The sequence below is a fragment of the Nitrosomonas sp. genome, from assembly GCF_024282095.1.
GTDB lineage: Bacteria > Pseudomonadota > Gammaproteobacteria > Burkholderiales > Nitrosomonadaceae > Nitrosomonas.
Window position 1 is genome coordinate 26,385 of record NZ_JAMWZS010000004.1, and the last position, 26,338, is coordinate 52,722.

The 26,338-nt window shown below is 48.1% G+C and carries 22 protein-coding genes and 1 other RNA gene; 13 read left to right on the forward strand and 10 right to left on the reverse strand.

Annotated features, from left to right (window positions below; translation table 11 throughout):
* Positions 1-62: 62 nt before the first annotated feature.
* From dnaN to panB, 4 genes are all read right to left on the reverse strand, one after another.
* Positions 63-1,178 carry a DNA polymerase III subunit beta gene (dnaN, locus tag Q0K92_RS02165; RefSeq protein WP_297324167.1) on the reverse strand — a complete coding sequence of 372 codons (1,116 nt, stop codon included), beginning with the start codon at positions 1,176-1,178 and terminating at the stop codon, positions 63-65.
* 201 nt (positions 1,179-1,379) lie between these two features.
* Positions 1,380-2,753, reverse strand: a complete 1,374-nt coding sequence (dnaA, locus tag Q0K92_RS02170; protein ID WP_297324168.1) for a chromosomal replication initiator protein DnaA — start codon at positions 2,751-2,753, stop codon at positions 1,380-1,382.
* Positions 2,754-2,821: 68 nt separating this feature from the next.
* Entirely contained in the window at positions 2,822-3,652 is an 831-nt protein-coding gene (panC, locus tag Q0K92_RS02175; protein WP_297324169.1) for a pantoate--beta-alanine ligase, read from the reverse strand.
* A 14-nt stretch (positions 3,653-3,666) separates the two neighbouring features.
* Positions 3,667-4,458 carry a 3-methyl-2-oxobutanoate hydroxymethyltransferase gene (gene panB, locus Q0K92_RS02180; protein ID WP_297324170.1) on the reverse strand — a complete coding sequence of 264 codons (792 nt, stop codon included), beginning with the start codon at positions 4,456-4,458 and terminating at the stop codon, positions 3,667-3,669.
* 741 nt (positions 4,459-5,199) lie between these two features.
* Between panB and Q0K92_RS02185 the strand changes: the two genes are divergently transcribed.
* The 5 genes from Q0K92_RS02185 (at position 5,200) to Q0K92_RS02205 (ending at position 10,615) form a co-directional block, all read left to right on the forward strand.
* The gene (locus Q0K92_RS02185) at positions 5,200-6,447 is read left to right on the forward strand and encodes an HlyD family efflux transporter periplasmic adaptor subunit (protein ID WP_297324171.1); all 1,248 of its coding nucleotides are present in this window, start codon (positions 5,200-5,202) and stop codon (positions 6,445-6,447) included.
* Positions 6,448-6,459: 12 nt separating this feature from the next.
* Positions 6,460-8,634 (forward strand): peptidase domain-containing ABC transporter, encoded by a 2,175-nt coding sequence (locus Q0K92_RS02190; protein ID WP_297324172.1) that lies wholly within the window; start codon positions 6,460-6,462, stop codon positions 8,632-8,634.
* Positions 8,635-8,932: 298 nt separating this feature from the next.
* Positions 8,933-9,127 (forward strand): hypothetical protein, encoded by a 195-nt coding sequence (locus tag Q0K92_RS02195; protein ID WP_297324173.1) that lies wholly within the window; start codon positions 8,933-8,935, stop codon positions 9,125-9,127.
* A gap of 95 nt (positions 9,128-9,222) precedes the next feature.
* Positions 9,223-9,414, forward strand: a complete 192-nt coding sequence (locus Q0K92_RS02200; protein ID WP_297324174.1) for a hypothetical protein — start codon at positions 9,223-9,225, stop codon at positions 9,412-9,414.
* Between the two features lie 73 nt (positions 9,415-9,487).
* Entirely contained in the window at positions 9,488-10,615 is a 1,128-nt protein-coding gene (locus tag Q0K92_RS02205) for an MvdC/MvdD family ATP grasp protein (RefSeq protein ID WP_297324175.1), read from the forward strand.
* 46 nt (positions 10,616-10,661) lie between these two features.
* Here Q0K92_RS02205 and folK read toward each other — a convergent pair whose 3' ends face one another.
* From folK to rnpB, 3 genes are all read right to left on the reverse strand, one after another.
* Complete coding sequence (gene folK / locus Q0K92_RS02210) at positions 10,662-11,162, reverse strand: 2-amino-4-hydroxy-6-hydroxymethyldihydropteridine diphosphokinase (protein WP_297324176.1); 501 nt, start codon at positions 11,160-11,162, stop codon at positions 10,662-10,664.
* A 12-nt stretch (positions 11,163-11,174) separates the two neighbouring features.
* On the reverse strand, positions 11,175-12,563 hold the full coding sequence (gene pcnB / locus Q0K92_RS02215; RefSeq protein ID WP_297324177.1) for a polynucleotide adenylyltransferase PcnB: 1,389 nt from the start codon (positions 12,561-12,563) through the stop codon (positions 11,175-11,177).
* A gap of 103 nt (positions 12,564-12,666) precedes the next feature.
* An RNA gene (rnpB, locus tag Q0K92_RS02220) (RNase P RNA component class A) lies at positions 12,667-12,967 on the reverse strand.
* A gap of 25 nt (positions 12,968-12,992) precedes the next feature.
* Between rnpB and Q0K92_RS02225 the strand changes: the two genes are divergently transcribed.
* Positions 12,993-16,475 (forward strand): mechanosensitive ion channel domain-containing protein, encoded by a 3,483-nt coding sequence (locus tag Q0K92_RS02225; RefSeq protein WP_297324178.1) that lies wholly within the window; start codon positions 12,993-12,995, stop codon positions 16,473-16,475.
* Here Q0K92_RS02225 and Q0K92_RS02230 read toward each other — a convergent pair.
* Positions 16,468-17,799, reverse strand: coding sequence for a TolC family outer membrane protein (locus Q0K92_RS02230; protein ID WP_297324179.1), 1,332 nt, complete (start codon positions 17,797-17,799; stop codon positions 16,468-16,470). The two genes, Q0K92_RS02225 and Q0K92_RS02230, sit on opposite strands and share 8 nt — an antisense overlap.
* Before the next feature lie 97 nt (positions 17,800-17,896).
* A complete protein-coding gene (locus tag Q0K92_RS02235) occupies positions 17,897-18,550 on the reverse strand; it encodes a protein-L-isoaspartate O-methyltransferase (protein WP_297324180.1) in 654 nt (217 codons plus the stop codon).
* 364 nt (positions 18,551-18,914) lie between these two features.
* On the opposite strand from Q0K92_RS02235, the gene thiC reads away from it, so the two are divergent.
* The 5 genes from thiC to Q0K92_RS02260 all read left to right on the forward strand — a co-directional run bounded on the left by thiC (position 18,915) and on the right by Q0K92_RS02260 (position 24,757).
* The gene (thiC, locus tag Q0K92_RS02240; RefSeq protein WP_297324181.1) at positions 18,915-20,810 is read left to right on the forward strand and encodes a phosphomethylpyrimidine synthase ThiC; all 1,896 of its coding nucleotides are present in this window, start codon (positions 18,915-18,917) and stop codon (positions 20,808-20,810) included.
* 48 nt (positions 20,811-20,858) lie between these two features.
* Positions 20,859-21,683 carry an undecaprenyl-diphosphate phosphatase gene (locus Q0K92_RS02245; protein ID WP_297324182.1) on the forward strand — a complete coding sequence of 275 codons (825 nt, stop codon included), beginning with the start codon at positions 20,859-20,861 and terminating at the stop codon, positions 21,681-21,683.
* A gap of 126 nt (positions 21,684-21,809) precedes the next feature.
* The gene (locus tag Q0K92_RS02250) at positions 21,810-22,298 is read left to right on the forward strand and encodes a macro domain-containing protein (protein WP_297324183.1); all 489 of its coding nucleotides are present in this window, start codon (positions 21,810-21,812) and stop codon (positions 22,296-22,298) included.
* A gap of 18 nt (positions 22,299-22,316) precedes the next feature.
* On the forward strand, positions 22,317-23,741 hold the full coding sequence (locus tag Q0K92_RS02255; RefSeq protein WP_297324184.1) for a glutamate--cysteine ligase: 1,425 nt from the start codon (positions 22,317-22,319) through the stop codon (positions 23,739-23,741).
* Complete coding sequence (locus Q0K92_RS02260) at positions 23,729-24,757, forward strand: M14 family metallopeptidase (protein ID WP_297324185.1); 1,029 nt, start codon at positions 23,729-23,731, stop codon at positions 24,755-24,757. The genes Q0K92_RS02255 and Q0K92_RS02260 overlap by 13 nt, the downstream gene beginning before the upstream one ends.
* 27 nt (positions 24,758-24,784) lie before the next feature.
* On the opposite strand, the gene Q0K92_RS02265 is transcribed toward Q0K92_RS02260, so the two are convergent.
* A complete protein-coding gene (locus Q0K92_RS02265; protein WP_297324224.1) occupies positions 24,785-25,237 on the reverse strand; it encodes a rhodanese-like domain-containing protein in 453 nt (150 codons plus the stop codon).
* A 104-nt stretch (positions 25,238-25,341) separates the two neighbouring features.
* On the opposite strand from Q0K92_RS02265, the gene Q0K92_RS02270 reads away from it, so the two are divergent.
* Entirely contained in the window at positions 25,342-26,073 is a 732-nt protein-coding gene (locus tag Q0K92_RS02270) for an rRNA pseudouridine synthase (RefSeq protein WP_297324186.1), read from the forward strand.
* A gap of 33 nt (positions 26,074-26,106) precedes the next feature.
* Entirely contained in the window at positions 26,107-26,334 is a 228-nt protein-coding gene (locus tag Q0K92_RS02275) for a DUF2835 domain-containing protein (RefSeq protein WP_297324187.1), read from the forward strand.
* Positions 26,335-26,338 lie beyond the last annotated feature (4 nt).

Genomic DNA, 26,338 nt, shown 5'->3' on the forward strand with positions numbered 1-26,338 from the left:
GAAGTTTGAATGAAGTGTTGTAACTTCTGAGGATTTTGATTCATTCCTGCCAGGAATTTCGATCAAATTCTCATCGGCATAACGATGTATTTAAATTCATTGTTTCCAGGTACTGTTATCAGGACACTGCTGTTGGCATTTTCAAATGCACAATGTACTGTTTCATTATCCACATTATTTAATAAATCCAACAGATAGGTGATGTTTAGGCTGATATCAATCGATTCATCAGCGTAGTTAATTTCCAACTCTTCCTGAGCTTCTTCCTGTTCGTTGTTTTTGCAGATAATGCATAGATTATCTTTACTGACAATTAAGCGAACGCCGCGGAATTTCTCGCTTTGATTGGAAAGAATCGACACTCGTTGTAATGCTTGCAGAAAAATTAGGCGATCTATTGCAAACAGTTTTGTGTTTTTGGTTGGAATGACCCGGTTGTAATCGGGAAATTTACCATCAATGATTTTGGATGTTAAAACGATGTCGGAAAAAGAAAACCGAATTTTGTTTTGAAAATATTCAATATTCACCGGATCTTCACTGTCGTTCAGCAATTTTGACAGTTCGAAAACAGCTTTACGTGGAAGAATGACTTCCTGTTTATTCTGAGTGTTATCCAAATCGGTTGCAATGTAAGCAAGACGGTGCCCGTCAGTGCCAACACCGATTAAGTGTTTGCCTTCTATTAATAATAAAAGCCCATTCAGATAATAGCGAATATCTTGCTGTGCCACTGAAAATTGAACATGGTGTAACAGTTTTTTTAACTCACTTTGCTTCAGTGTAACAAGTATATCTGATTTCGATTCTTCGACGATTTGCGGAAAATCCTCAGCAGGTAATATTTGCAGGTTAAAGGCGCTTTTACCTGATTTCACTTGCAGGTGATCATCTTGTCTTGTCAGTGCAACTTCTGCGTCGGATGACAGTGAGCGCAGAATATCCTGAAGCTTCTTCGCTGAAACAGTCAGGGAAAAATTTTGTTTGGCCGAAACGTCTTTAGCAGCAGATGTCTTGATTTGTATTTCCAGATCAGTCGTTAAAAAAGACGTCTTTTCTTCGTCTTGTTGAATCAAGACGTTTGATAAGATGGGTAACGTTTGACGACGTTCGACAATTCCGGTAACTGTCTGCAACGGTTTTAGCAACGTATCTCTGTTAGTTTTTATTAAAAGCATTTATATAAAAAAATAATAATAATTTAATAGTGTCTTCAATACTTCTGTATATCTTATAATACTTAATAAATATCAAAAAGATAGTACAAATTTCCTGTTTGTATGATCCCTGTATAAAAATTGGATAGTTTGTGGATAAAAACTGAAAATTTTTGTATTAACCAGTTATACACAAGTTATTAAACAATTATTAACAGGTCGTTAACCTCTTAAAATCATAATCAGTGCATTAAAATCCCGACTCACGACAGGATCGGAGACGCGTAATTCGTTAATTTTTCGGTAACCGTGAAGTACAGTTGTATGATCTCTTCCACCAAAGGCTTCGCCGATATCCGGTAAACTCAGAGAAGTTAGTTCCTTGGCAATTGCCATCGCCATTTGTCGAGGTCTTGCGACAATGCGTGTGCGTTTTTTTGAGTACATCTCCGATACTTTGATTTTGTAATAATCAGCGACGGTTTTCTGGATGTTCTCAATCGATATTTGACGGCTCTGTACAGCCAGCAAATCCTTTAATGCCTCCTTGGCCAGATCGAGTGTTATTTCCTGGCCGACGAAGCGTGAGAAAGCCAGTACCCGTTTTAATGCACCTTCCAGTTCACGTACATTCGAGCGGATATGCTTGGCAATAAAAAAAGCGACATTTTCGTCCAGCCGGATTTTTTCCAACTCGGCTTTCTTTAATAAGATTGCAACACGCATTTCCAATTCAGGTGGTTCTATTGCTACGGTTAATCCCCATCCAAATCGTGATACCAGCCGCTCTTCCAATCCGGAAATTTCTTTCGGATAAGAATCGCAGGTAATGATGACTTGTTTGTGTGTTTCTATGAGTGCATTGAAAGCATAGAAGAATTCTTCCTGAGTGCGATTTTTACCACCGAAAAATTGCACGTCATCAACCAATAAGAGATCCAGTGAGTGATAGTAAAGTTTAAACTTATCAAAAGCTTTATGCTGGTAAGCGCTCACGACATCCGAGACATATTTTTCAGCATGCACATAGCGGATTTTCGCACTTTTGTCATTGTCATGCACGTAATTACCAATTGCCTGGATCAAATGGGTTTTTCCTAAGCCTACGCCACCATAGATAAAAAGCGGGTTATAAGCAATTCCAGGTGATTCCGCAACTTGGATGGCGCCCGCCCGAGCCAGCTGGTTGGCTTTTCCCGTAACGAAATTATCAAATGTGAAGCTAGGATTCAGGCGGCTGGTATTTTTCCTTGTCGGTGGATATGCCGTACTCGATATAGGTTTCGGTTCACTGGGTATATGTACTGGCGCTGGATCAGGTGGCGTATTTTTAACTTCAGGTTGATTTGCAAGCTTCAGGTGAAACTGGATTTTTTTAGCAAAATATCCTTGTGCCATCACTTCGATATGAGTAATGAAGTTGTCTTTTACCCACTGTGACACGAAACGATTCGGGGCGATGAGTACGACTTCACTGTCGCTATTGAGTGTTGGATCGATTTGTAGCGGCTTGATCCAAGTATTAAATTGTTGTGCGTTAAGTTCTTTTCTGAAATGATCCAGGCAAGATAACCAGAAGGTGTTGAGTGATTGCATAATTTTTTGTTCTTTATCTGTCTGGTTTTAAAGGCAACAACAGTGCAATGTTAGCGTACAAAAAATATTTAATCGGTTATTTCCAGGTTGTCGATTAACCGTGTTTTATCCAACCAAGCCGCACCTAATATCACTAGATCGTCATCGTCGCTATGTGCAGGCATCAGCGAGCTGCGTTTTTGGATTCGAATGTAATCAACTTTCCATCCGCGTTTCGCAAGATTTTTAGTAGCGTTTTCTTGCAATACCGGAAAATCTTTGCGGCCGGAAATAATTTCTTGCTTAAGCTGCAGCAGCGTTTGATACAGATTGCAGGCTTCCAATCGTTGTGCGTTATTTAAGTATTGGTTGCGCGAACTTAACGCCAATCCATCGGGTGCGCGGACGGTTTCACCGGCAACAATCTCAATCGGTAAATTCAATTGTCGTACCATTTCACGCACGATATGCAATTGCTGGTAATCTTTTTTACCGAATACAGCGAGACTGGGTTGAATGATATTGAATAATTTCAATACGATTGTTGCAACACCACGAAAAAAACTCGGACGAAACTCTCCTTCTAACGTATCTGCTACAGGTGGTAATGCTAGCAAGAATTCTTGCTGTGTTGGGAAAAGAATTTCTTCATTCGGTGCAAAAAGGGTATTGACATTCAGCTCGGCAAGCAATTTGCAGTCATTGTCAAAAGTGCGCGGGTAGCGGTCGAAATCTTCGTGTGGCAGAAATTGCAGTCGATTGACAAAGATGCTGGCAACCACGCAATCGGATAGCTGTTTTGCTTGCTTGATCAATGCGAGATGACCCGCATGCAAATTCCCCATGGTGGGAACGAAAGCGATACGTTGTTTATTGCTGAGGCTATTACGTAGCGCGATGATGTCGGTAAATGTTTTCACACAATGACGATTAATTAAAATTCATGTTCTTGGCCTGGAAACTGGCCAGTTTTGACAGCAACCACATAGTTTGCAACGGCTTCCTGAATGCTATTAGCACCTGCCATAAAATCTTTGACGAAACGGGGTTTTTTACCTGAATACAATCCCAGCATATCGTGCAGCACCAGAACCTGAGCGGAACAATCAACACCGGCGCCGATTCCGATGGTAGGTATCGTAAGCGCGTGGGTAATCTTTTTAGCCAGTTTTGCCGGCACAACTTCCATGACCAGCAGACTTGCTCCGGCTTTTTCCAGGTTTTTTGCATCATCGAGCAATTGTTTGGCTGATTCCTCCGAATTACCCTGTAATTTATAGCCGCCAAGTTGGTGAACTGACTGCGGTGTTAGGCCTATATGGGCACAAACGGGAATACCACGTTGTGTCAGGAATTGGACAGTATCCACCATGATTTGCCCGCCTTCAATTTTGACCATATGTGCGCCCGCAGCAATAATCCTGGCAGCATTCTCGAAAGCCTGTTCAGGTGAAACCTGGTAGCTGCCGAAGGGCATGTCGGTCATGATAAACGCCTTGTCGGCACCACGCGCAACACACCGGGTATGATAAATCATATCGTCCAGTGTCACCGATAGCGTGGTGCTTTCTCCGTGCAACACATTTCCCAGCGAATCGCCCACCAGCAAAACATCCACCCCTGCGTTTTTCAGTATGCCTGCAAAAATCGCGTCATAACAGGTCAGGACCGTGAATTTTTCATTGTTATCAACAAGTTTTTGCAGTGTGGCGAGTGTGGTTCTCATGTAGTGTTTTAATGCCTGAATTGCTGAACGGCTGCTTCGTTTTGTCTGGGTGACGCCATGATAACGTATTTGACCTATCCAGTCTTTGTGATAGCAATATCACCGATTTTCCTCAGTGAATTTCTCACCGTTGGCGTGATTATTATCACAGCGATTCCGATTGCGTAACACTATTCTGAGCACGCCGTAGTTGATTGTCATATGCAGAAAAATCAGCAAAAAAGTCGGAGGTATGACTGCCATGTGCAGATCATGGTGGCTGTTCTGTATGTAAGGTTTATTTTTGTCATCAGTTTTGCTCAAGCGCCCAGCCGGATTGGGATGGCGCGCAGGTTTTCGCGGTCGTCGGTGGAACGTGTGGTGCTGAATAAAACGTTTAACTTTATGATTTATTTATAGAAATATGTAGTAAAAAAGATCAATATTTTTTATACCTTGCCTGTGGAATCTGGTAGTCGCTCTACAGTCTAGGTTTAATTAAGCGACTACTGCAATTAGTTTTAAGGAGAAATATGATGGAAGAATTAGATAATTATGAAGTTAATCAAATTTCTGGAGGCTCTTTAGCAGAGTGGTTTCCATGGTTGGATGAACGGAACTATTATCGTTTGTACGGTTTTTGATCTGCGGAACTAATGCAATTTGTAATTAATAGTTGGTGATGGCTGAACAAGGAAATTTTTTCAGCCATTGCCTAAATTAGTAAACAAAGTTTAAAGTTTCTTTATCGATGATGGCCAAATGAAACAGTCACTTTTTCGCTCCGATGCTTTATCTCATGAGCAGGATCGTCTGCATGGCAACGTGTTGATCGTTCGATCACCAACCATCCGGTTTCTCGTCTGGGTGACTGTTTTATTTGCTATTACATTGGTGGGTTTTGCCTTCTGGGGTGAATACACGCGTAAGGAGCATGTCGTGGGTTATTTATCTCCTACGCAGGGCATGATCAAGATCTACTCACCGCAAACAGGCACCGTACTCGAAAAACACGTCGATGAAGGACAGTTGGTCAAGCAAGGGGATATCCTGTTGACCATTTCCAGTGAACGCGCCACGTCCACAACGCGCGAAACCCAGGCGGCCATGCTGATAGAACTCAAACTGCGGCGTGATAGCTTGCGGTTAGAGCAAGGCAAGCAGCAGGAAATTGATGCGTTGACAGGCAGCGGTATCGCAGGGCGGATACGCGGACTGGAAACTGAGATTCGAGAAGCGCAGGCGCAATTGGCGTTGCAATCCAGTCGTGTGGCCAGTGCTGAGCGTACGGTAGCACGTTATGAAGAACTACTGACGGAGCGCTTCGTTTCCGACGCCGCATTGCAGGAAAAACAAGAGGAATTGATCAACCAGCGCAATCAACTTGCGCAAATAAAACGTAGCATCACCAGTCTGAATCGTGAACTGAATACTGCACGAGTGGAGCTCTCTACCTCCGGATTAAAACGCGATAACAACACATCGGCAATCGAACGGCAGATTTCCGAGTTGGAACAGCAGTTGACCGAGGCGGATGTACGACGCAGAGTCGTGTTGACCGCGCCTGCCGCTGGCACTGTCACAACCATTCTGGCTGAAATCGGACAAACCGCTAATCCCAATGCACCACTGCTTTCAATTCTGCCAGAGGACGCTGAATTGCAAGCACAATTACTCGTGCCCACGCGCGCGGCGGGCTTTATCAAACCCACTCAGCAAGTTTCTTTACGCTATCAGGCGTTCCCCTACCAGCGCTTTGGGCATCATTTGGGAGAGGTTGTTGAAATTGGACGCACGGTCATTCAGTCGAACGAGTCTAATTTACCGTTATCCATTCAGGAATCGGTATACCGCGTGACCGTTCGATTACCTCGTCAGCAGGTTCAGGCGTATGGACAGGCCATGCCTTTGCAGGCAGGCATGGTGCTGGATGCGGACATTCATATGGATCGGCGGCGTCTGATCGAGTGGGTGTTTGATCCGCTACTATCCATTACAGGCCGTATTTAGGAGGTGGCTATCATGCTCAACTTTTCCCTTAGCCATCGTGTTCCGGTGATTCTGCAAACTGAAGCTGCAGAATGTGGCCTGGCGTGTTTAGCCATGATCACCGGGTACCATGGACACCGCATCGATCTGGCAACTTTGCGCGCCCGTCACGCCGTTTCATTACGCGGTTCGACACTGGCTGATTTAATGAAAGTCGCAGGTCTACTCAAACTCACACCCCGGCCTCTGCGACTTGATCTCGAACATTTACCGGAGCTTAAGCTGCCTTGTGTGCTGCATTGGGATTTCAATCATTTTGTGGTGCTGACACAGGTTCAGGGTAATCGGGTCATACTGCATGACCCCGCAGTCGGTGAACGCGAAATGCCTTTATCCGAGTTTTCCAAACATTTTACCGGGGTGGCGTTGGAACTCACGCCGACCAGTGAATTTATGCCGCGTGACGATACACGCAAGGTGAAGCTATCGTCGCTGATCGGCCACTTGCAAGGACTAGGTGGAACGGTTACACAGATCCTGATTCTGGCCCTGGTATTGCAGCTTTTTGCCATCCTGGCGCCTTTTTACATGCAGTGGGTCGTGGATCAGGCGCTGGTGGCGCAGGATTATGATCTTGTCACGGTGTTGGGAATCGGGTTTCTATTGCTTGCCGTGGTGCAAACGGGTGTGACGGCTTTACGTGCTTGGGTATTGATGGTATTGAGTACGACGCTGAATTTGCAAATGATCACGAACTTGTTTCGTCACTTGATTCGCTTGCCCATGAGCTGGTTCGACAAACGCCACATTGGCGATGTCGTGTCGCGCTTTGATTCACTCAATGTAATACAACGCACGCTGACAACGGGATTTCTGGAAGCGTTGATCGATGGTGTGATGGTTGTCGTCACGCTGGGCATGATGCTTTTTTACAGTATCAAGCTGGCACTGATCGCGATTATTGCGGCTACGATTTATGCCTTGCTGCGTTTTGCGCTATACCGTCCATTTCGTCTTGCCACGGAAGATCACATTGTACGAGGCGCAAAGCAACAAAGTCATTTCCTTGAAACCATTCGCGGCATGCAAAGTATCAAGCTTTTTGCTTATGAGGCACCGCGTACGGCCACCTGGCAGAATCTCGCTGTAGACCAGTTCAATGCCAGCATTCGAACCCAGCGATTGGGCATTTTGTATCAAGGCCTCAACGGTTTTCTATTCGGTATTGAAAATGTGATCATCATCTGGTTAGGCGCCATGCTGGTGCTGGACAATGCAAGCGGAAGCGGCTTTTCAATAGGGATGTTATTTGCTTTTATTGCCTATAAAACCCAATTTGTGCAACGAATGGCTGCATTGATTGAAAAAGGTTTGGAACTGCGCATGCTGGGGTTACATACTGAGCGGGTGGGCGATATTGCACTGACACCTGCAGAGCAGGACGATGAGTCAGGTAGTGTCGACACTCCCCTCGATGGTCGAATCGAAGTTAAGCACTTGGCTTTCCGTCATTCAGAAACAGATCCTCTTGTGCTGCAAGATGTCAGTTTCAGTATTAAAGCGGGAGAATCGGTAGCTATCGTTGGCCCATCAGGCTGTGGCAAAACGACGCTGGTTAAGCTCATGTTAGGATTGTTACAACCCACCGGCGGAAGTATCGAAGTGGATGGTATTCCACTGAACCGTTTGGGAATTACACGATACCGCCAAGCAGCCGCCAGCGTCATGCAGGATGATCAGTTATTTGCCGGCTCCATCGCTGAAAATATCTGTTTTTTTGATCCACAAGCTGATTACAGCCGGATTGAGGCCAGCGCCCGACTTGCAGTCATTCACGATGACATCACGACAATGCCGATGCAATACAATACGTTGGTGGGAGATATGGGAACAGTGCTGTCAGGCGGCCAGAAACAGCGTTTGTTGCTCGCCCGTGCGCTCTACCGTCAACCGAGTATTCTGTTTCTGGATGAAGCTACCAGTCATCTCGATATCGCTCGGGAACACAGTGTGAATGAAGCCATAAGTACACTTAAACTGACGCGTATCATTGTGGCACATCGCCCGGAAACGATTGCCAGTGCAGATAGGGTGATTGTACTCAATGGTGGAAAAATTATCAGTGATATGCTAACCCAATCATCTGTTCATGCATTGGAATCCGCTATACCTTCCTCGGAGGTGCCGCGAGTTGTTGTGGCAAATTAAAGAGAAAGAGGGGCGGATTCAAGAACTAACTGCAACAGTTAATGTTTAATAGCGAATTTGCCCATGAAAAATGGATTGCTCGCCAAGTATGCAAGTAATAGTTAATCCCTGAGGTGCTTTTCCTCACAGATCCCATGATTTAAATCAGATATTTTGTACATGTAAATCAAACTTTGTTTGAGTTAGTGCAGAATCATTTACACAATTAATGTGACCATGATTCTTGTATGTGCTTGATATCAAATTTGGTTTACAACTATGTTACACAATTTAAATTTGATCAATAAGGAGTAAGAAAATGGAAATTAAAGATTCTAATACATACTGGTGTAATGCTGATGGCACGAATAAGTCAGTACAAACAGATCGGATCCTTGCCCGGAAAGTAGCGCACGAACTGACTTGTGAAGAAGTCAAGGAAATTGCGGGTGGCATGATGAGTGCACACGTTAGTCATTGCGGGCCGTGCTGTGAAGCGGATGATTGTTGCTAACGCAATAATTATCTAATTAAGTTTAATAAATCTCGGGAGCTTGCTCCCGAGTAATCGGTTCCAAAGGAATTCTTTACCGATAAAGGAGTAAGAAAATGGAAATTAAAGATTCTAATACACACTGGTGTAATGCTGATGGCACTGATAAGCCAGCACAAACAGAACGGATTCTTGCGCGGAAAATAGCACATGAGCTGACTTCTGAAGAGATCAAGAAAATTGCAGGTGGCATGCCGCAGCACATTAGTTATGTCGGACCACACCATCTACCGAGTGATGTGATATAGCAGCCCAAACAAATAGGTGCCATAGATATTTTTCCATGGCGCTTCGATTCGTATCCATAAAAGGAATGACCTTGTGAAAATTTTGATACCAACAATGGTCGGTGATGATCATGCGCGGATAGTATGCTGTGCAGCCACTCGCAGAGGTATTGATGTGCACAGATGGTTTACTGCCGATTATCCTTGTCGACAATCGATTTCCATTTATTATGAGAATGCAGAAGAAACAAATTGGGTTTTTAACGGCCCTTCTCTTAGTTTAGAAAATCAAAAATTTGATGTGATTTGGTTGCGACGCCCCGTACCTCCGATATTGCCTGATATTCTGCATCCGGAAGATCGGCAAGTCGCAGTGACGGAGAATGCGTTCTTTTTTAGATCACTGTGGCATGCTTTGGCTAAAGAGGCTTTTTGGATCAACAGCTATCCTGGCCATCTGGCTGCTCGCAGCAAATTATTGCAGTTACGTGAAGCCAAACAATCCGGGTTTACGATACCTCGTACGCTGGTTAGTAATGATCCGGACGATATTGCGGCATTTATCCTTAAGAATCAACCGAATCAGACTATTTATAAATCCTTTTTCCCGGCTCGCTGGGATTTATCAGATGGTAATGCGGCAGTACTGGAAACTACGAAAATAAGTGTGGAGTCATTGCCCAATCCAGAAATTTTGCGGTTAACCCCAGGAATTTTTCAGCCTTACATTGAAAAGGAATTTGAAGTTCGGGCGACATTTCTCGGTGCACATGTTGTAGCAATTCGTTTGAATTCTCAACATAGCCAGCAAGGAAAAACGGATTACCGCGTGAGTCCAATCAATGAACTGGATCCAGAGCCTTATATATTGCCACCTGAAATCTACGAAAGCTGCCGTCAGTTAATGAAAAAACTGAATATCGTGTTTGGGTGCTTTGATTTTATTGTTACACCAGAACATGACTTCGTGTTTCTAGAAGTTAACGAGATGGGGCAGTTTTTATGGAAAGAACAAGTATGTCCTGAAACCAGAATTTTGGATGCTTTTCTCGATTTCTTAATGCACCCATCCTTTGATTTTGAATGGCAACCCAGAGCAGATAGGATCAGGTTGAGCTCTATTATAGAGAGTGATGAATATAACCGATTAGAGCTGGAAGAAAATACGTTGCATATGCGCAGCTTCCCTAATCCAACGTCGGGATTTTATGAGGCGAGGTAGTAGTGTGATTGGCATAAGCCCGGGTTTTATGAATATGTGTATTCGATTATTTCAATGCTTTAATTTGTTCGAGTTTTTGCTCATCACACGATAAAAGTAATTGAGCGATGTCGTTATGTCCCGGAATATGACAATCCGGGGCGATTTCCATCAGCGGTTTCAGGACAAATGCACGTTGTAACATACGTGGATGCGGTAATGTCAATTTCTCATCACGGCATTGCAGATCATCGTACAACAGAATGTCGAGATCCAGTGTGCGTGGCGCATTCAAAGATTCGCGTACACGTCCATGGTTTTGTTCGATAGCCAGCAATGCGTTGAGTAAATCATGCGGTGCCAGATAAGTTTCAATGAGTGCCACCGCATTGATGAAATCGGGTTGATCCAGGCGTCCGACAGGCGCGCTTTGATAAAGCGAAGATTGCTTCATCAAGCACGTACCGGGAAGTTGTTTTAATTCCTCAAATGCGTGCTGAATCTGGGCAATCGGGTTTTCCAGATTACTGCCCAAAGCAATGAATGCCTGGCTTGGTTGTTTATCCATGGAAAGGGTGGATCAACTGTGATCGTTTTTGATGGAATTTTCCCCAGCCAAAGCAGGATCGGGCGAAGATTTTTTGCGCTTGCGCCGTCTTTTGCCTTTTTTTGCTGCCGGCTGGCTGGACAACATTTTTTCGCGCTGGTTGTGATCCGCAGATAGAAAGGTTTTCCACCACTCGCCCAATTCCATGCTCAGCTCACCACTTTCACAGCGCAACAGCATGAAATCATAAGCAGCGCGAAAACGCGGGTGGGTAAGCAAACGAAAGGGTTTTTGTCCGGCGCGAGCCTCAAAGCGCGGCTGCATCGTCCATATTTCTTGGATAATGGCATCAAAGCGACGCGGGATAGCCAGCTTTTTATGCTGTATCGAAAGAATTTGATCAATTGCTGTAAATAAAGCGGGCAAAGGTTTTTCCCCGGAAGCCTGGAGAGAATTCCAGTTTGACAGCACTTCGTGCCATAACAGTATGGCAAACAAAAATGCTGGCGAAACCGGTTTATTTTCTCTAATCCGCTCATCGGTATTTTTCAACGCAATGGTGACAAAACGCTCACCTAATGGTTGTTCCAGTATGACATCGAGCATGGGTAGAAGACCGTGATGCAAACCGCGCGCGCGTAAATCAACAACGCAAGACAGCGCATGCCCCGACAATAGCAGTTTCAACATTTCATCAAACAAACGGGACGGTGGGACGTTTTGCAGTAATGGTGCCAGATCGCCAATGGGCTTGGCGGTTTCCGCCGCAATTTGCAAATCCAGTTTTGACGCCAGGCGCACGGCCCGTAATAGGCGCACGGGATCTTCCCGGTAACGTTGTACCGGATCTCCGATGATGCGCAGTTTTTTGGCTTTGATATCTTCATAGCCATTCAGGTAATCTAGAATTTCTTCTTTGGCAGGATCATAAAACAGCGCATTGACCGTGAAATCACGACGCAAGGCATCTTCTTCCTGATTACCGAAAACATTGTCGTGCAATAGGCGGCCATGCGGATCGGTCAACTGGATCGATGCAGGATCGTCATCATCATTCGAGGAAGGTCCACGAAAGGTTGATACTTCCACGGGTTCAGCGCCACACATGACATGAACCAGGCGAAAACGCCGCCCGATAATGCGTGACCGGCGAAAAATGTTGCGCACTTCTTCAGGTGTCGCATTGGTTGCAATGTCAAAATCTTTGGGCGTCAATCCCAGTAGCAGATCACGCACCGCGCCGCCGACAATATAGGCTGAAAACCCGGCTTGCTGTATCTGAGTGGTTATCTTTAATGCACAGGGGGCGATTAGATTACGCCGAATACCGTGACGTTTGAAGGGAATGATGTTCAGCTTTGCGATCGATTCGGAAGCCGGTGCCTTGCGGCTGAATACCTTGCGGAGAAATTTACGGATCATTGCGAATTATTGAAAGTATTCAGTACGAGAGTTATACACCGGGTATCCATTCTGCAGGATGTTTGCACAATCAACTTGGATTAGTCCATCAAATTATCAATTAAGTTGAAGCTAGCCGATAAGCCGGGTTCTGTCGTGGACAGTCATTCCTCTAGATGCACAGTTACCTGTACATTCAAGCAACCTACCCGCAAGCTCTGCGAGCAACATCATCGCTTGCCTATTTGGTCTTGCTCCGGATGGAGGTTACCGCGTTTCACCGTAACTGAATACGCTCGTCTCTGTGGCCCTATTCCTCACCTCACGGTGGACGGCCGTTAACCGTCATCCTGCTCTGTGGAGCCCGGACTTTCCTCCCCCTGTGTTCAAGAAGAACAACAGGCGGCGACTGTCTGGCTAACTTCGCCGGTTATTCTATCACTTGCAAAAATGATCGGTTGGGGAAATAATCAACCAATGATTTTGAATCGCCTGCAAAAAGGCGTGATGCAATCCTTATCCGTTAATTCGGTATTTACTGTCGGTATGCCATTCAGCCAATACATTTTTCCGGCTTTGGATGATTGCCGTACCTTTTCACCACGACTATTGGCATCCATGTTGTTAAAACCTGTGTTCGGTTTCAAATCGCTTTTTTTCGTGCTTTTGTGCAGCATATTAGCGTTGCTGTTCTGGTTACCCGGCAATGCGTACTCAAAAAATCAGTCATCGGTCTACAAAGCCATCGATACCGCACGCGCAGCGGTTGGTCGCAGCAAGATGGAGGAAGCTCAGCGGCAGGCAGCCATCGAGTACCTTGATGCTGCACGTGCCGATGAGCGCGAAGCGGAAACGCTGAATGAGCAATTAACCGCGTTGCGTGCGGAAGCTGCCGATCAACCTGCGCGGATGGAGCGTTTGAATAAAGCGTTGGCAACAGACCGTGAGCGGGAATTACTCGAGTGGTCCAAGCGCTTGCCGGCTGACGCTGATGGCGAAACACTGGAACAGCTCCTGGAGCAGGAACGCACCATCATCACCGATCTGCGCGCGCAGATCGGGGTCGCCGGCACAGATCTGGCCCTGGTGCTATCGCGCCCGGCGCAGGCAGCCGATGAAATCACCGCATTGCACCGCCGCATCGAAGAACAATCAACACCGATCGTGGCCCAATCCGATGAGCCTGCCGCACTATTTGAAGCGCGTCGCCTACGCCGCAGCAGCGAACAGCATCGCTTGCAAGCAATGCTGGAACTGCGTCTTACCGAGCAGGACACCGCCACGCAGCGTCAGAGCCTGCACGAATTGGCGCTGCGCGAGTTGCGCTATCGCCTGGGATTGCACGAAAAACGCGTGGAACATTTACAGCAGCGCATTACCAACCGTGGTCGGCGTGAACTGGAAGCATTGAGCGAACAATTAATCAAGCGTGAACAAGAATTGGCTGGAGATGCTTTCGTACTGGCATCCGCTGCTGTTGCGAATCGTACCATGGGTGCGGAGCTGATACAGCAAAATGAGCATTTGGCGCGGGATCGCGCCGCTTTGGCCAGTATCGAACAAGCCGGTGAGCATATTGCCGTGACTTTGCGCGATAGCCGCACCCGGCTTGATGTGGGTGGAACCAGTGAACGCGTTGGTCGTTGGCTGTGGAGTGAGCGGCGCCAATTGGAGACGCCCGCCCGCCTTGAGCTGCGTCTGGAATTGATTCGCAATAATCTGGCGGATTTGCGGTTGGAACGGATAATGCTCAGCGAACAGCAACGCGGTCTGTTGGATATGGGTGCCGTTGCCCGGACGTTAGTTAGGGCACATTCGCAGGCGGACGAGGAGGGGCGCAGCGACAAAAATATTCAAAACTTGCTGTTGCCTTTGTTGCATAAGCGTACCGAACTGTTGGCGCTGCTCGAGTCTTTGCTACAGCGACGTATTGCGGCGCTGGAAAAGAGCGAGCAAGCTTTGCAGCAGCAGATTCAAAACGCTCAGGAATTGCAGCAGATGCTGGATCGTTACCTGCTATGGATTCCCAGCCATGGTGTGATCAATGGTAAATGGCTGCAGCGGTTGCCGGATGGACTGCATGATTTGATCAAACCATCGCGTTTTACTACTGTGATGACGCTGAGTGTGCAAAATTTTTACCAGCAACCTGCACCCTGGCTAGGCAGTCTGCTGCTCATACTGGTTTTACTGGAACTTCGGCGCCGCGCTCCGGTACATATCGAGGCCTTGGCGGCTAATACCTACCAGATTCGCAAAGACAGTTACCAGACAACCCTCAAAACATTGGGATGGACCCTGCTGGCCGCGTTGCCTGCTCCTGTTACGTTAGCCTTGCTGGGGCAACTGCTGCAAGGTGTCGGCAATCCTGGACGATTCAGTCATTCCTTAGGTCAGGCTTGTGTGTTACTGGCGTTACCGCTATTGGCAGTGCAACTGCTGCGCTGGATCAGTATGGAGCGTGGCTTGGGGCACGCACATTTCCGCTGGACCCGGCAGCGCCGTACCGCACTGCATTATTGGTTACCGCGGATCGCTGTTGTTGTGCTGCCGCTATACTTTGTCAGTTCGCTGGCGTTTATCCGCAGGCTTGATCTGGCCATCGATGTGCAGGCACGTATGGCGATCATGCTGAGTTGTGTGGCGCTGGCGTGGGCTCTCTGGCGACTGCTGGATGTTGGCCGGCTCTGGGTCATTCGAGGCGTAGTCAGCGAACCATCGACTTTGCGCAAGCTATTGCGCGTGCTGCTGCCCGCATTGCTATTAGCCGTTGCAATACTGGCGTTGACGGGCTATGTTTATTCTGCGGGCATGATATTGCAGTCGCTATTGGCCAGCTTTAGCCTGATTGTCATGATCGCCATTGGACTGGGGCTGCTGGCGCGCTGGTTTTTGCTCGGAGAGCGGCGCCTGATGCTGCATCGCCTGGATGAACGTCGCTTGGCGGCAGCGCACGCCGCTGAAGAATCCGGTGAAGTGATACCGGAGCCGGAAGAGAACATTACGCTGGAACAAGTCAATACTCAGACCCGCCGGCTGTTGCGCGCATTACGGCTGAGTTTGCTGGCATTGGGTTTGATCTGGGTGTGGGCTGCCATACTACCCGCCATCACGCGCCTGGACGAGATTGCACTGTGGCATATCAGTGAGATTGGCACCGATGGTGTTACGATCCAGCAACCCATCACGCTGATGGCGGTGTTGTCGGGTATCTTTACGTTGGTGCTGACCACGGTTGGCGCCAGAAACCTGCCAGGATTGATCGAAATCAGCCTGTTGTCACATATCCGTATCGATGTCGCTTCACGTTATGCCATCACCAGCGTGTTGCGCTACGCGATCGTGATTGGCGGTACCTTGGTGGGATTGAGTTTTCTGGGTATGCGCTGGTCGCAGTTGCAGTGGATGGCCGCTGCCTTGACGGTCGGACTTGGATTTGGTTTACAGGAAATTTTTGCCAACTTTGTATCCGGCATCATTGTGCTGTTTGAGCGGCCGTTCCGGGTCGGTGATGTGATCACAGTCGGTGATCTTTCCGGCCGCGTTACCCGTATCCGTACTCGCGCTACCACTGTGCTTGATTTCGATAACAAGGAAATCGTCATTCCCAATAAGACCTTCATCACCGGCCAACTGATCAATTGGACATTGACCGATACCATTACTCGCGTTGTCATTCGGATAGGGGTTACGCATGGTGCGGATGTAAACAAAGTGCGTGCGTTGCTGTTGCAGGCTGCCAGGGAAGATGACCGGGTGCTGAAAGAACCGGAGCCATCCTGCTGGTTCCTGACTTTCGGGGCAAAATCTCTGGATTTTGAACTTCGTGTATTCGTTAATACCTTAAATCAGCGATTGGAAGTCCAGAATGCCCTCAACACACGCATCATGGTGTTATTTGCCGAGCACGGCATCGAGATTGCCGCTACTTGATCAGCATGGCATTAATTTGTGTCAGCGTTTCTTCGTCGAGCTCACCCGCTTCCGCATTCAGACGTAATCTTGACATGAGATAACCGTGATACGCTTTGGCCAGATCACGTCTGGCCGAGTACATTTGTTGTTGTGCGTTCAGTACATCGACTTCGGTTCTGACACCGACTTTTTGTCCGAGAACGGTTGAATCCAGTTGACTCTGGCTGGATTTCAAGGCCTGTTTGAGTGCGTTTACCTGTGCAATACCGTTAGTGACATTCAGAAATTGCTGGCGGATCTGCACGGCAATGTTGCGCCGGGTGCTTTCAAGGTCATGCAGCGCTTTATCCTGAAGTGCCAATGCTTCGCGTACACGGGATTGCACGGAAAAGCCCTGGAATAGCGGTATATTGAGTTGCAGTCCGATCGATTTTGAGACGAGGTCGATGCCGCGGCCGGTAATGGCACCACCGACGCCGGTTTGATCGCTGTATTGTGCAACCAGATCCAACGTCGGGTAATGTTGCGCCCAGGCCTTTTTTACATCCTGGTGGGCTATTTCATAGGCTGCTTGCTGGATTTTCAACGTGAAATTCTTTTCTTCCGCAACGCGTACCCATTCATCCATGCTGCTGTATTGCAAATTAGCCAAATCGGAAGCGATTTCCTTGGCGCCTACAAGATTTTCAGGAAAGCGGTCAATGATGCCTTGTAACGTGCGCTTCCTGATTTCAAGCGCATTACGCGCGGCAATTTCTTGCGATGTGGTGAGGTCATGGCGGGCTTGTGCTTCGTTGGTATCCACAATGGTGGAAACACCGACTTCAAAATTACGCTTGGCTTGTTGCAGTTGTATCAGAATCGCTTTTTTCTGCGCTTCAGCAACTTCGACATCGACCTGCGCATCCAGTACATCAAAATACGCTTGTGCAACCCGTAGTATCAAATCTTGCGCAGCCACGACAAATTGTGAATCCGCTCTGCTGACTTCAATTTTTGATTGCTGATAAATGACAATATTTTCCATGCGGAACAGCGGTTGTGTCGCTGATATCGTCACACCCCGGCTTTGAATCGTGACTTCCGGCGGATTGATATTGCCGATGTTGTTTGCGTTTACTTGCTGAACCGTGCGTGTTCCCAATAGGGTGATATTCGGCAAGAAACCTGCTCTACCCTGCGGCAACTTTTCCTGCGCAGCCTGATAGGCGGCACGCGCCGAGCGGTATTGTGCATCCTGTGCCAGCGCTTCATGATAGATACCCATCAAATCAGCAGCGTACAGAGCGGAATGCCCTGTAATGCCGATAAAAGCAGCAAAAACGAATTGCAAGCATTTCATATGGATTTCCGATATTCGTTCGGAGCTGATGATATTTCAGCAATAAGTTGGCCGCTGTGACAAATAGCACGCGTGATCGTTGTTCTAATTCTAATCTTCAAAAGACAAACTTTGTCGGTTGCAGTGCATTGATGAGCGGGATTGTACTGGTCTCAAACAATTTTTTAGTTGTGTATTCGCCCGGTGCTACACAAGTGATGAGTGAAGCTTCCATGGCGGGATCTTCGCCGACAATCGCAAATAATCGACCTCCCGGGTTCAGGCTTTGCAGAAAAGCATCGGGTAAAACAGGCGTCGATGCGGTTAACACGATGACATCATAAGGACCATGTTTAGACCAGCCTTGTGCAGCATCGCCTTGTTCGATCGTGACATTCGTAATATCGTGCGCTTTAAGATTATTTTCCGCCATGGTTTTTAGTTCAGGCACGATCTCAACACTATAAACGTGAGCACCTTTCTCAGCCAGTAGCGCTGCCAGGTATCCACTGCCGCTGCCGACTTCCAGAATTTTGTCCGTTTTCTTAATGTGAAGTTCTTGCAGTATGCGAGCTTCCATTTTAGGCGCCAGCATGACTTGACCATAGCCCAAAGGAATTTCCATATCCACAAAAGCCATGGCGCGATTTGCAGGCAGAGCAAATTCTTCGCGCCGTATTTTGTACAATAAATCCAGGACACTATCATCCAATACATTCCACGTACGGATTTGTTGCGTAACCATATTTAATCGAGTTTCTTCAAGATTCATTTCTAGATCCGTATTGTTAATTGAGGTAAGACTTGCAATTATTTCACATTTCCATTAGCTTCACAGCATCAGCTAGGGGTCCGTTTTCAGAATGGAATGTTCTGAAAGAATTAGGTGCCTCTAAAAACCCGGAATTTTAAACCAAGCAAGGCAAGAGCAAAAATGTTGACGTCGCTAGCGTATAGCTGATAGGTGAGGAAACATTGTTTGCGAGTAACGATGCATTGTAACGAAGTTTGGGTTTTTAGAGGCACCTAATCGGTGAGAGAGTCCCTTATTTACCTGACGCGGATAATGCCGCCGTAGGGAAGCTGGGATTCATCCTCCCGCTCTTTATGGCATTTACTTAAGGAGCAACACTATTATGAGCATTACAGTTTTAAACCAAAAAAATTTTTCCAGTGCCACAGCCCAAGTCGATGAAGCAGCCATAAAACCGCTGCCCAATTCGCGCAAAATCTATGTACAAGGATCGCGCGCCGATATTCAGGTACCCATGCGGGAAATTTCTCAGAGCGACACCGCCGCCAGCATGGGTGCGGAAAAAAATCCACCGATATGGGTTTATGACACTTCCGGCCCGTATAGCGATCCAGCCATAAAGATTGATATTCGCTCGGGACTGCCTGCATTGCGCGAAAAATGGATTGCCGAGCGTAATGATACTGAAATATTATCCAGCCATAATTCCGCGTACAGCCAAGCGCGCTTGCAAGATCCCAAACTGGCGGACATGCGCTTTAACCTCCAGCGGCAACCGCGTCGCAGCAAAACCGGATTGAATGTCACCCAGATGCATTACGCGCGCCGGGGCATCATTACGCCGGAAATGGAATATATCGCCATTCGTGAGAACCAGCGTGTCGAAGCGCTCAGTGGTCAACATCACGAATTACTGACACGCCAGCATGTCGGACAGGATTTCGGCGCATCGTTGCCGAAAATGATTACCCCGGAATTTGTGCGCGATGAGGTGGCACGCGGGCGCGCCATCATTCCGGCCAATATCAATCACCCCGAATCCGAACCCATGATCATCGGGCGCAATTTTCTGGTCAAAATCAACGCCAATATCGGGAATTCCGCGTTAGGTTCCAGTATTCAGGAAGAAGTTGAAAAAATGACCTGGGCGATCCGCTGGGGCGGCGATACGGTGATGGATCTTTCCACCGGCAAGAATATTCATGAAACGCGCGAATGGATCATTCGCAACAGCCCGGTACCGATTGGCACGGTGCCGATTTATCAGGCGTTGGAAAAAGTCGACGGCAAATCGGAAGATTTAACCTGGGAAATTTTCCGTGACACGCTGATCGAGCAGGCTGAACAAGGGGTGGATTACTTTACCATCCATGCCGGTGTGCGCCTGGCGTATGTGCCGATGACCGCGAAACGCATGACCGGTATCGTGTCGCGCGGCGGCTCGATTATGGCGAAATGGTGCTTGGCGCATCATCAGGAAAGTTTTCTGTACACGCATTTCGAAGAAATCTGCGAGATTATGAAGGCGTATGATGTCAGTTTCTCGCTCGGCGACGGTTTGCGCCCCGGTTCCATTTATGACGCCAACGATGAAGCGCAATTTGCCGAACTGAAAACGCTGGGTGAATTAACCAAGGTAGCCTGGAGACACGATGTACAAACCATGATCGAAGGGCCCGGTCATGTGCCGATGCACCTGATCAAGGAAAATATGGATTTGCAGTTGCAGTATTGCGACGAAGCGCCTTTTTATACGCTCGGCCCGCTGACGACAGATATCGCCCCCGGTTATGATCACATCACTTCCGCCATTGGTGCTGCGATGATCGGCTGGTACGGCACGGCGATGCTGTGTTATGTGACGCCGAAGGAGCATCTGGGTTTGCCGGACAAGGATGATGTCAAGGATGGCATCATTACCTACAAGATCGCCGCACATGCCGCGGATTTGGCGAAAGGTCATCCTGGTGCGCAGATTCGGGATAACGCGTTATCCAAAGCGCGCTTTGAATTCCGCTGGGAAGACCAATTCAATCTCAGCCTGGATCCCGACAAAGCGCAGCAATTTCATGACGAAACCTTACCGCAGGATGGCGCAAAAGTAGCGCACTTCTGCTCGATGTGCGGCCCGCATTTTTGCTCCATGAAAATCACCCAGGACGTGCGGGAATATGCAGCCAATCAGGGTGTTGCCGAGGATGAAGCCTTAAAACTTGGAATGGCGCAAAAATCAGCGGAATTCAAGGAAAAGGGCGCGGAAATTTACAGCAAACTGTAATTTTGATCCAAAATTATCAATTTTATTAAAGCATAACAACAACGCGATATGGATATTATTTTACTGTTAAAAGCTTTGATCCTGGGCGTTGTTGAAGGATTGACCGAGTTCCTGCCGGTTTCTTCCACCGGTCATTTGATCCTGGTCGGTGATCTGCTCGATTTCAACGATGAGCGTGGCATGGTTTTTACCATCGCGATTCAATTGGGCGCGATTCTGGCCGTGTGCTGGGAATATCGCAGCAAGATTGCCGAAGTCATTCGGGGCATCGGTACCGACCCGGCAGCCAATCGCTTTGTGATCAACTTGTTTATTGCATTCTTGCCCGCCGCCATCATGGGGCTGCTGTTTATTAAAACCATCAAATTCTATTTGTTTCATCCTGTCCCTGTTGCGTTGGCGTTGATCATCGGCGGTTTCCTGATTTTATGGGCGGAACGCAGAGAACATGTGATTGAAGTCGAGCAAGTCGACGACATGGATTGGAAACACGCGCTGAAAGTCGGTCTGGCGCAATGTCTGGCGCTGATTCCAGGCACCTCGCGCTCGGGTGCCACGATTATCGGCGGCTTGTTTTTTGGCCTGTCGCGCAAAGCGGCCACCGAATTCTCATTTTTTCTGGCAATCCCCATCATGTTTGCCGCCACCTTTTATGATGTCTACAAACACCGCGAGTTTTTGGAATGGAATGATTTGGGCATGTTTGCGGTAGGCTTTGTCGCCGCTTTCCTGAGTGCGCTGCTGGCGGTGCGTGGCCTGATACGTTTTATCAGCAGCCATGACTTTACCGTATTCGCTTGGTATCGCATCGTATTCGGCTTCATTATTCTGATAACGGCGTATACGGGTGTGATTGCTTGGTCGGAGGCGTGAGGAAAGCAGGATTCTTAATCTGTACTCGCTCAGATCAAGGCTTGCGATTGACGCTCAATACATCTTTCTGTACATTCTTTTTAAAGCCATAAGGCCTTTTCTCTTCTACTGGTTATATTCAATCAAATGATTCATCACGTTACCGGCGATATTCTACTGTCAAAAGCGCGGGTCATCGCCCATGGTGTTGCGCCGAATGATCCGTTCTCTACGGGTTTAGCGTTAAGTTTAAGGGAGCGGTGGCCGGCCATGTATAAAGATTTCCGGCATTTCTGCCAAACTACGCATCCCAAGTCAGGAAGCGCGTGGGTGTGGGGCGGGGCGGAAGGATCACGCATTATTAACCTGTTTACGCAGGATGCTGCTTATGATCATGACGCCAAGCCTGGAAAAGCAACAGTCGAGCATGTGAATCACGCGCTGCGCGAACTACGCCGCTTGATGGATGCTGAAAATTTTCACAGTCTTGCTTTGCCTCGTCTGGCCACTGGTGTCGGTGGATTGAACTGGGATGACGTCAGTCCGTTGATCACTAAGCATCTGGGTGATTTGCAAGTACCTATCTACGTGTATGTTACTTTCCACAAGGGTGTTGCTGCCAACGAGCCTGAATAATTAATTCGAGTGATCGCGATGGGCCAGGAAATCAACCAAACGCAGTTTAGTGATCAGATTTTCAAGGAATATAAGCGCCGCTTATGTCATGAAGCTGAGTTATTAGGGAATCAGCTGTCGGAAGGATGTTTTTCGGGTATTGGTGAAATTGGCGGCTATGAGCTCGAATCCTGGCTGGTGGATCACAATTATTTTCCAGCACCGATCAATCAAGCATTTCTGACCCGCCTGAACAATCCGTTGGTGGTGCATGAGTTGTCCCGCTTCAACGTCGAACTCAATGGTGCGCCTTTGCCGCTTAAAGGCAACGCCTTGTCTGCCATGGCGCTTGAATTGACCCATACTTGGCAGGAATGCCAGGACATTGCGCACGGAATGGATAGCGTATTGATGATGATCGGCATTTTGCCGACTGTGCGGCAATCCGATCTGTGTCTGGCGAATATGTCGGATCTCAAGCGGTATCGTGCGCTGAACGAACAAGTATTGAAACGCCGTTGTGGACGTCTGTTGCACATTTGTATCGACGGTCGCGAACATTTGGATCTCGATCATGCGGATGTGATGTTGGAAGCCGCTACCACGTCGTTCCAGGTGCACTTGCAAAGCGCACAACGCAACGCCGTACGCTATTTCAATGCATCTATCATTGCAGCCGGGCCGTTGATTGCCGCGGCAGGCAATTCGCCGTTGCTATTTGATGCTGACTTATGGGACGAAACGCGCATCCCGCTGTTTGAACAGTCGGTTGAAATTGGCGACCAGCCGGATCAGAGAAATCGTCGTGTCAGTTTTGGTCAGGGCTATGCGCGCGAATCCCTATTCGAATGTTTTGCGGAAAATCTTGCCAATCATGCCGTGCTGCTACCCATTCTGATGGATGGCCCGCCGCAACAGTTTGCGCACCTCAGATTGCATAATGGAACTATCTGGCGCTGGGTTCGGCCACTCATCGGTTTTGATCCAGACGGCACGCCGCATTTGCGCATTGAGCAGCGCGTGCTTCCCGCCGGGCCCACGATTGCCGATATGATGGCCAATGCCGCCTTGTTTTACGGCTTGGCGCGTTTTCTGGCCAGCATGTCTGATGCGCCGGAATCCGTATTCAGTTTTGACAAGGCCCGCGATAATTTTTATGCCGCAGCGCGCGATGGACTGCGATCTAAGCTTATCTGGCTGGATGGCAGCACAACCGATGCCAGGACTTTGTTGCTGGAAGAAATTTTACCGATGGCGCGGCAGGGTTTGAAATCGCTTGAAATCGATCGTGACGAAATCGATCAAAATCTCGATATTCTGGAATCCCGGATCAAAAGTGGCCAGACCGGCGCCGCGTGGCAGCGTGCTTACCGCGAGAAGCATCAATCCGACAGTTTGCATCTCGTTGCCGCCTATCTTGAGCGTCAACGCAGCGGTGCGCCGGTGCATGAGTGGGCGTTGTAGGCATGTTGACGGAATTGGATTATTTACCGGAAAAATTCTTGCAGGTCGAAGCCAGCGAATTGCATACGGTACTGCCCGGCCCTACCCTGATCCATCTTCCCGGCAGGCGTGACGTACCCCTGTTTGTGTCGATTCTGTTGCACGGCAATGAAGACACGGGTTTGAAGGCCATGCAGGTGGTCTTGAAAAAATATCAGAACCAATCCCTGCCACGCGCACTGTCGCTGTATGTCGGCAATATTGAAGCAGCGCGCGCCGGTGTGCGCCGCCTTGAAGGGCAGCTGGATTACAACCGCGTTTGGTCATTCGATGCGGATTCAGTTGTTACAGAAGAGCACCGCATGATGCAAACAGTGATCGGTATCATGGCGCAGCGCGGCGTATTTGCCAGCATCGACATTCACAACAATACCGGATTGAATCCACATTACGCGTGCGTTAATCGCCTGGATGATGCTTTTTTGCATCTCGCCACGATGTTCTCGCGTATCGTGGTGTATTTCACCGAGCCCAAAGGTGTTCAGTCAGAAGCCTTTGCGCAGCTTTGCCCGGCGGTTACGCTGGAGTGTGGCAAGCCCGGTGGAACTGGCGGAGTCGAACATGCGGCTTCCTTTGTCGAAGGCGCGTTGCATTTATCCGCCTTCCCGACGCATCCTGTGGCCAGTCACGACCTGGAGCTTTTTCATACGGTAGCCATCGTTACGGTGCCGGAAACGGTCAGCCTGAGCGTCGGTGATCCGTCAGCGGATTTGTGTTTGATAGACAATATCGATCATTACAATTTCCGCTTGCTGGATCCCGGAACGCGCTTGGCAATCGTTGCACCCGACTGTACAAACCCTTTGCATGTTCGCAATGGCGCAGGCAATGACATGAGCGAGCATTATTTTGAAAACCGGGAAGGCAATCTTCTGACCAAGCAGCAGGTGATGCCAGCCATGCTGACGCGCGATATCCGCATCATTCGCCAAGATTGTCTGTGCTACCTGATGGAGCGTTTGGATAGAAAATCCTGACGCCGGATACTTTTCAAAACAATATTCTCAACTCTGTACCCACGGCAATCCCGCCACTTTCCAGCCGGAGGCTTTGCCGCGTTGACCTTGTTCATCTCTATCGCCTTCAAAGCCCTCGAGGATGTTGTAACAGTCGGTAAAACCGCTCTGGGTGGCCATTATCGCAGCCTGATTCGAGCGTGAACCGCTGCGGCAAATAAACAGAACGGGCGATGTTTTATCAACTTGTTTGACCAGCTGATCAAGAAAATCCGGATTGGGCTGCATGCCGGGGTATGCCCGTAATTCAATTTCTATTGCTCCCGGAATACGCCCAACCCAATCGAATTCAGCGTGGGAACGCACATCGACCAATTGCGCTTGCGCAGATTCTTGTAAAATTCGGTAAGCCTCCATCGGGAGCAATGCACCTTTGTAAGGAAGTTCCATTTCGTCAGCGCGTTGGTGCGCTTTTTCCAGTATTGCTGCGGTCGTTTCCATAATAGTTACCTCTTGATAGTTGTCAAAAATGATGGAGCGATTGGCTTTATAATAAGCCACTAACTTTGCATTCATCCTTTCCACTTTTCTCATTATAGCGCCTCATGGAAAAAATCCGCTTATCCAAATTGATGTCCGAACAAGGCATCTGCTCGCGCCGTGAGGCGGATCGCTATATTGAATTGGGCTGGGTGTTTGTCGATGGCGAGCAGATTTCCGAACTGGGTACCAAAATTTATCCCACGCAGAAAATCAAATTGAACAAAGCGGCGCAGCTGCAGCAAACACAGTTGGTCACCATTTTGCTGAATAAACCGGTGGGCTATGTATCAGGGCAGCCGGAACCGGGTTACCAGCCCGCTGTGGTGCTGGTCAAACCGGAAAACCAGTTTGTTCCTAAGCAGTCGGTCAAGCGTTTTCAGCCCGCGCATTTGAGAAATTTGGCACCGGCCGGCCGGCTGGATATCGATTCGCAAGGTTTGCTGATTTTTACGCAGGATGGCCGGATTGCCAAGCAGTTAATCGGTGAGAATTCTACGATTGAAAAAGAATATCTGGTGCGGGTTGAGGGCGCTCTGCCGCCTGCAAAACTGGCACTGCTGAATCATGGGTTGAGTCTGGACGGTCAGGCGTTAAAATCGGCGCAGGTGAGCTGGCAAAATCAGGATCAACTGCGTTTTATCCTGCAGGAAGGCAAAAAACGCCAAATTCGCCGCATGTGCGAACTGGTTAATCTGAAAGTGACCGGCTTGAAACGGGTGCGTATCGGCAAAGTCAAGCTGGGCAATTTACCCGAAGGTCAGTGGCGCTATTTGGAAGATGGCGAGAAGTTTTGACAGGAGTTCTTCAAAAACGGGTGAGGTTTGCTTATGTATCAGCGTTTGCACGTTGTACTTAAAATTCCAGCCTATCAGCTTTTGTATTATTACGAAGGTGAAGTGGATACTGTGGCAGCGAAGGCAGTCGATGGCCGCATTATCCATTTTCCCGCCAATATCTTGCGTGCCGTGGTACAGAATAATGGCGTGTATGGCACGTTCGAGCTGGTTTTCGATGAGAATAATAAATTCGTGTCGATCAGCCGCGTGAGTGATTGACTGT

Bases quoted from the DNA above. Each gene is read 5' to 3' on its own strand.
- Q0K92_RS02190 (WP_297324172.1), top strand. From the start codon at position 6,460: ATGCTCAACTTTTCCCTTAGCCATCGTGTTCCGGTGATTCTGCAAACT.
- Q0K92_RS02185 (WP_297324171.1), top strand. From the start codon at position 5,200: ATGAAACAGTCACTTTTTCGCTCCGATGCTTTATCTCATGAGCAGGAT.
- Q0K92_RS02255 (WP_297324184.1), top strand. From the start codon at position 22,317: ATGGGCCAGGAAATCAACCAAACGCAGTTTAGTGATCAGATTTTCAAG.
- Q0K92_RS02195 (WP_297324173.1), top strand. From the start codon at position 8,933: ATGGAAATTAAAGATTCTAATACATACTGGTGTAATGCTGATGGCACG.
- Q0K92_RS02250 (WP_297324183.1), top strand. From the start codon at position 21,810: ATGATTCATCACGTTACCGGCGATATTCTACTGTCAAAAGCGCGGGTC.
- Q0K92_RS02230 (WP_297324179.1), bottom strand. From the start codon at position 17,799: ATGAAATGCTTGCAATTCGTTTTTGCTGCTTTTATCGGCATTACAGGG.
- dnaA (WP_297324168.1), bottom strand. From the start codon at position 2,753: ATGCAATCACTCAACACCTTCTGGTTATCTTGCCTGGATCATTTCAGA.
- pcnB (WP_297324177.1), bottom strand. From the start codon at position 12,563: ATGATCCGTAAATTTCTCCGCAAGGTATTCAGCCGCAAGGCACCGGCT.
- Q0K92_RS02225 (WP_297324178.1), top strand. From the start codon at position 12,993: ATGATCGGTTGGGGAAATAATCAACCAATGATTTTGAATCGCCTGCAA.
- panB (WP_297324170.1), bottom strand. From the start codon at position 4,458: ATGAGAACCACACTCGCCACACTGCAAAAACTTGTTGATAACAATGAA.
- Q0K92_RS02245 (WP_297324182.1), top strand. From the start codon at position 20,859: ATGGATATTATTTTACTGTTAAAAGCTTTGATCCTGGGCGTTGTTGAA.
- dnaN (WP_297324167.1), bottom strand. From the start codon at position 1,178: ATGCTTTTAATAAAAACTAACAGAGATACGTTGCTAAAACCGTTGCAG.
- Q0K92_RS02265 (WP_297324224.1), bottom strand. From the start codon at position 25,237: ATGGAAACGACCGCAGCAATACTGGAAAAAGCGCACCAACGCGCTGAC.
- Q0K92_RS02270 (WP_297324186.1), top strand. From the start codon at position 25,342: ATGGAAAAAATCCGCTTATCCAAATTGATGTCCGAACAAGGCATCTGC.
- Q0K92_RS02235 (WP_297324180.1), bottom strand. From the start codon at position 18,550: ATGAATCTTGAAGAAACTCGATTAAATATGGTTACGCAACAAATCCGT.
- thiC (WP_297324181.1), top strand. From the start codon at position 18,915: ATGAGCATTACAGTTTTAAACCAAAAAAATTTTTCCAGTGCCACAGCC.
- folK (WP_297324176.1), bottom strand. From the start codon at position 11,162: ATGGATAAACAACCAAGCCAGGCATTCATTGCTTTGGGCAGTAATCTG.
- Q0K92_RS02200 (WP_297324174.1), top strand. From the start codon at position 9,223: ATGGAAATTAAAGATTCTAATACACACTGGTGTAATGCTGATGGCACT.
- Q0K92_RS02275 (WP_297324187.1), top strand. From the start codon at position 26,107: ATGTATCAGCGTTTGCACGTTGTACTTAAAATTCCAGCCTATCAGCTT.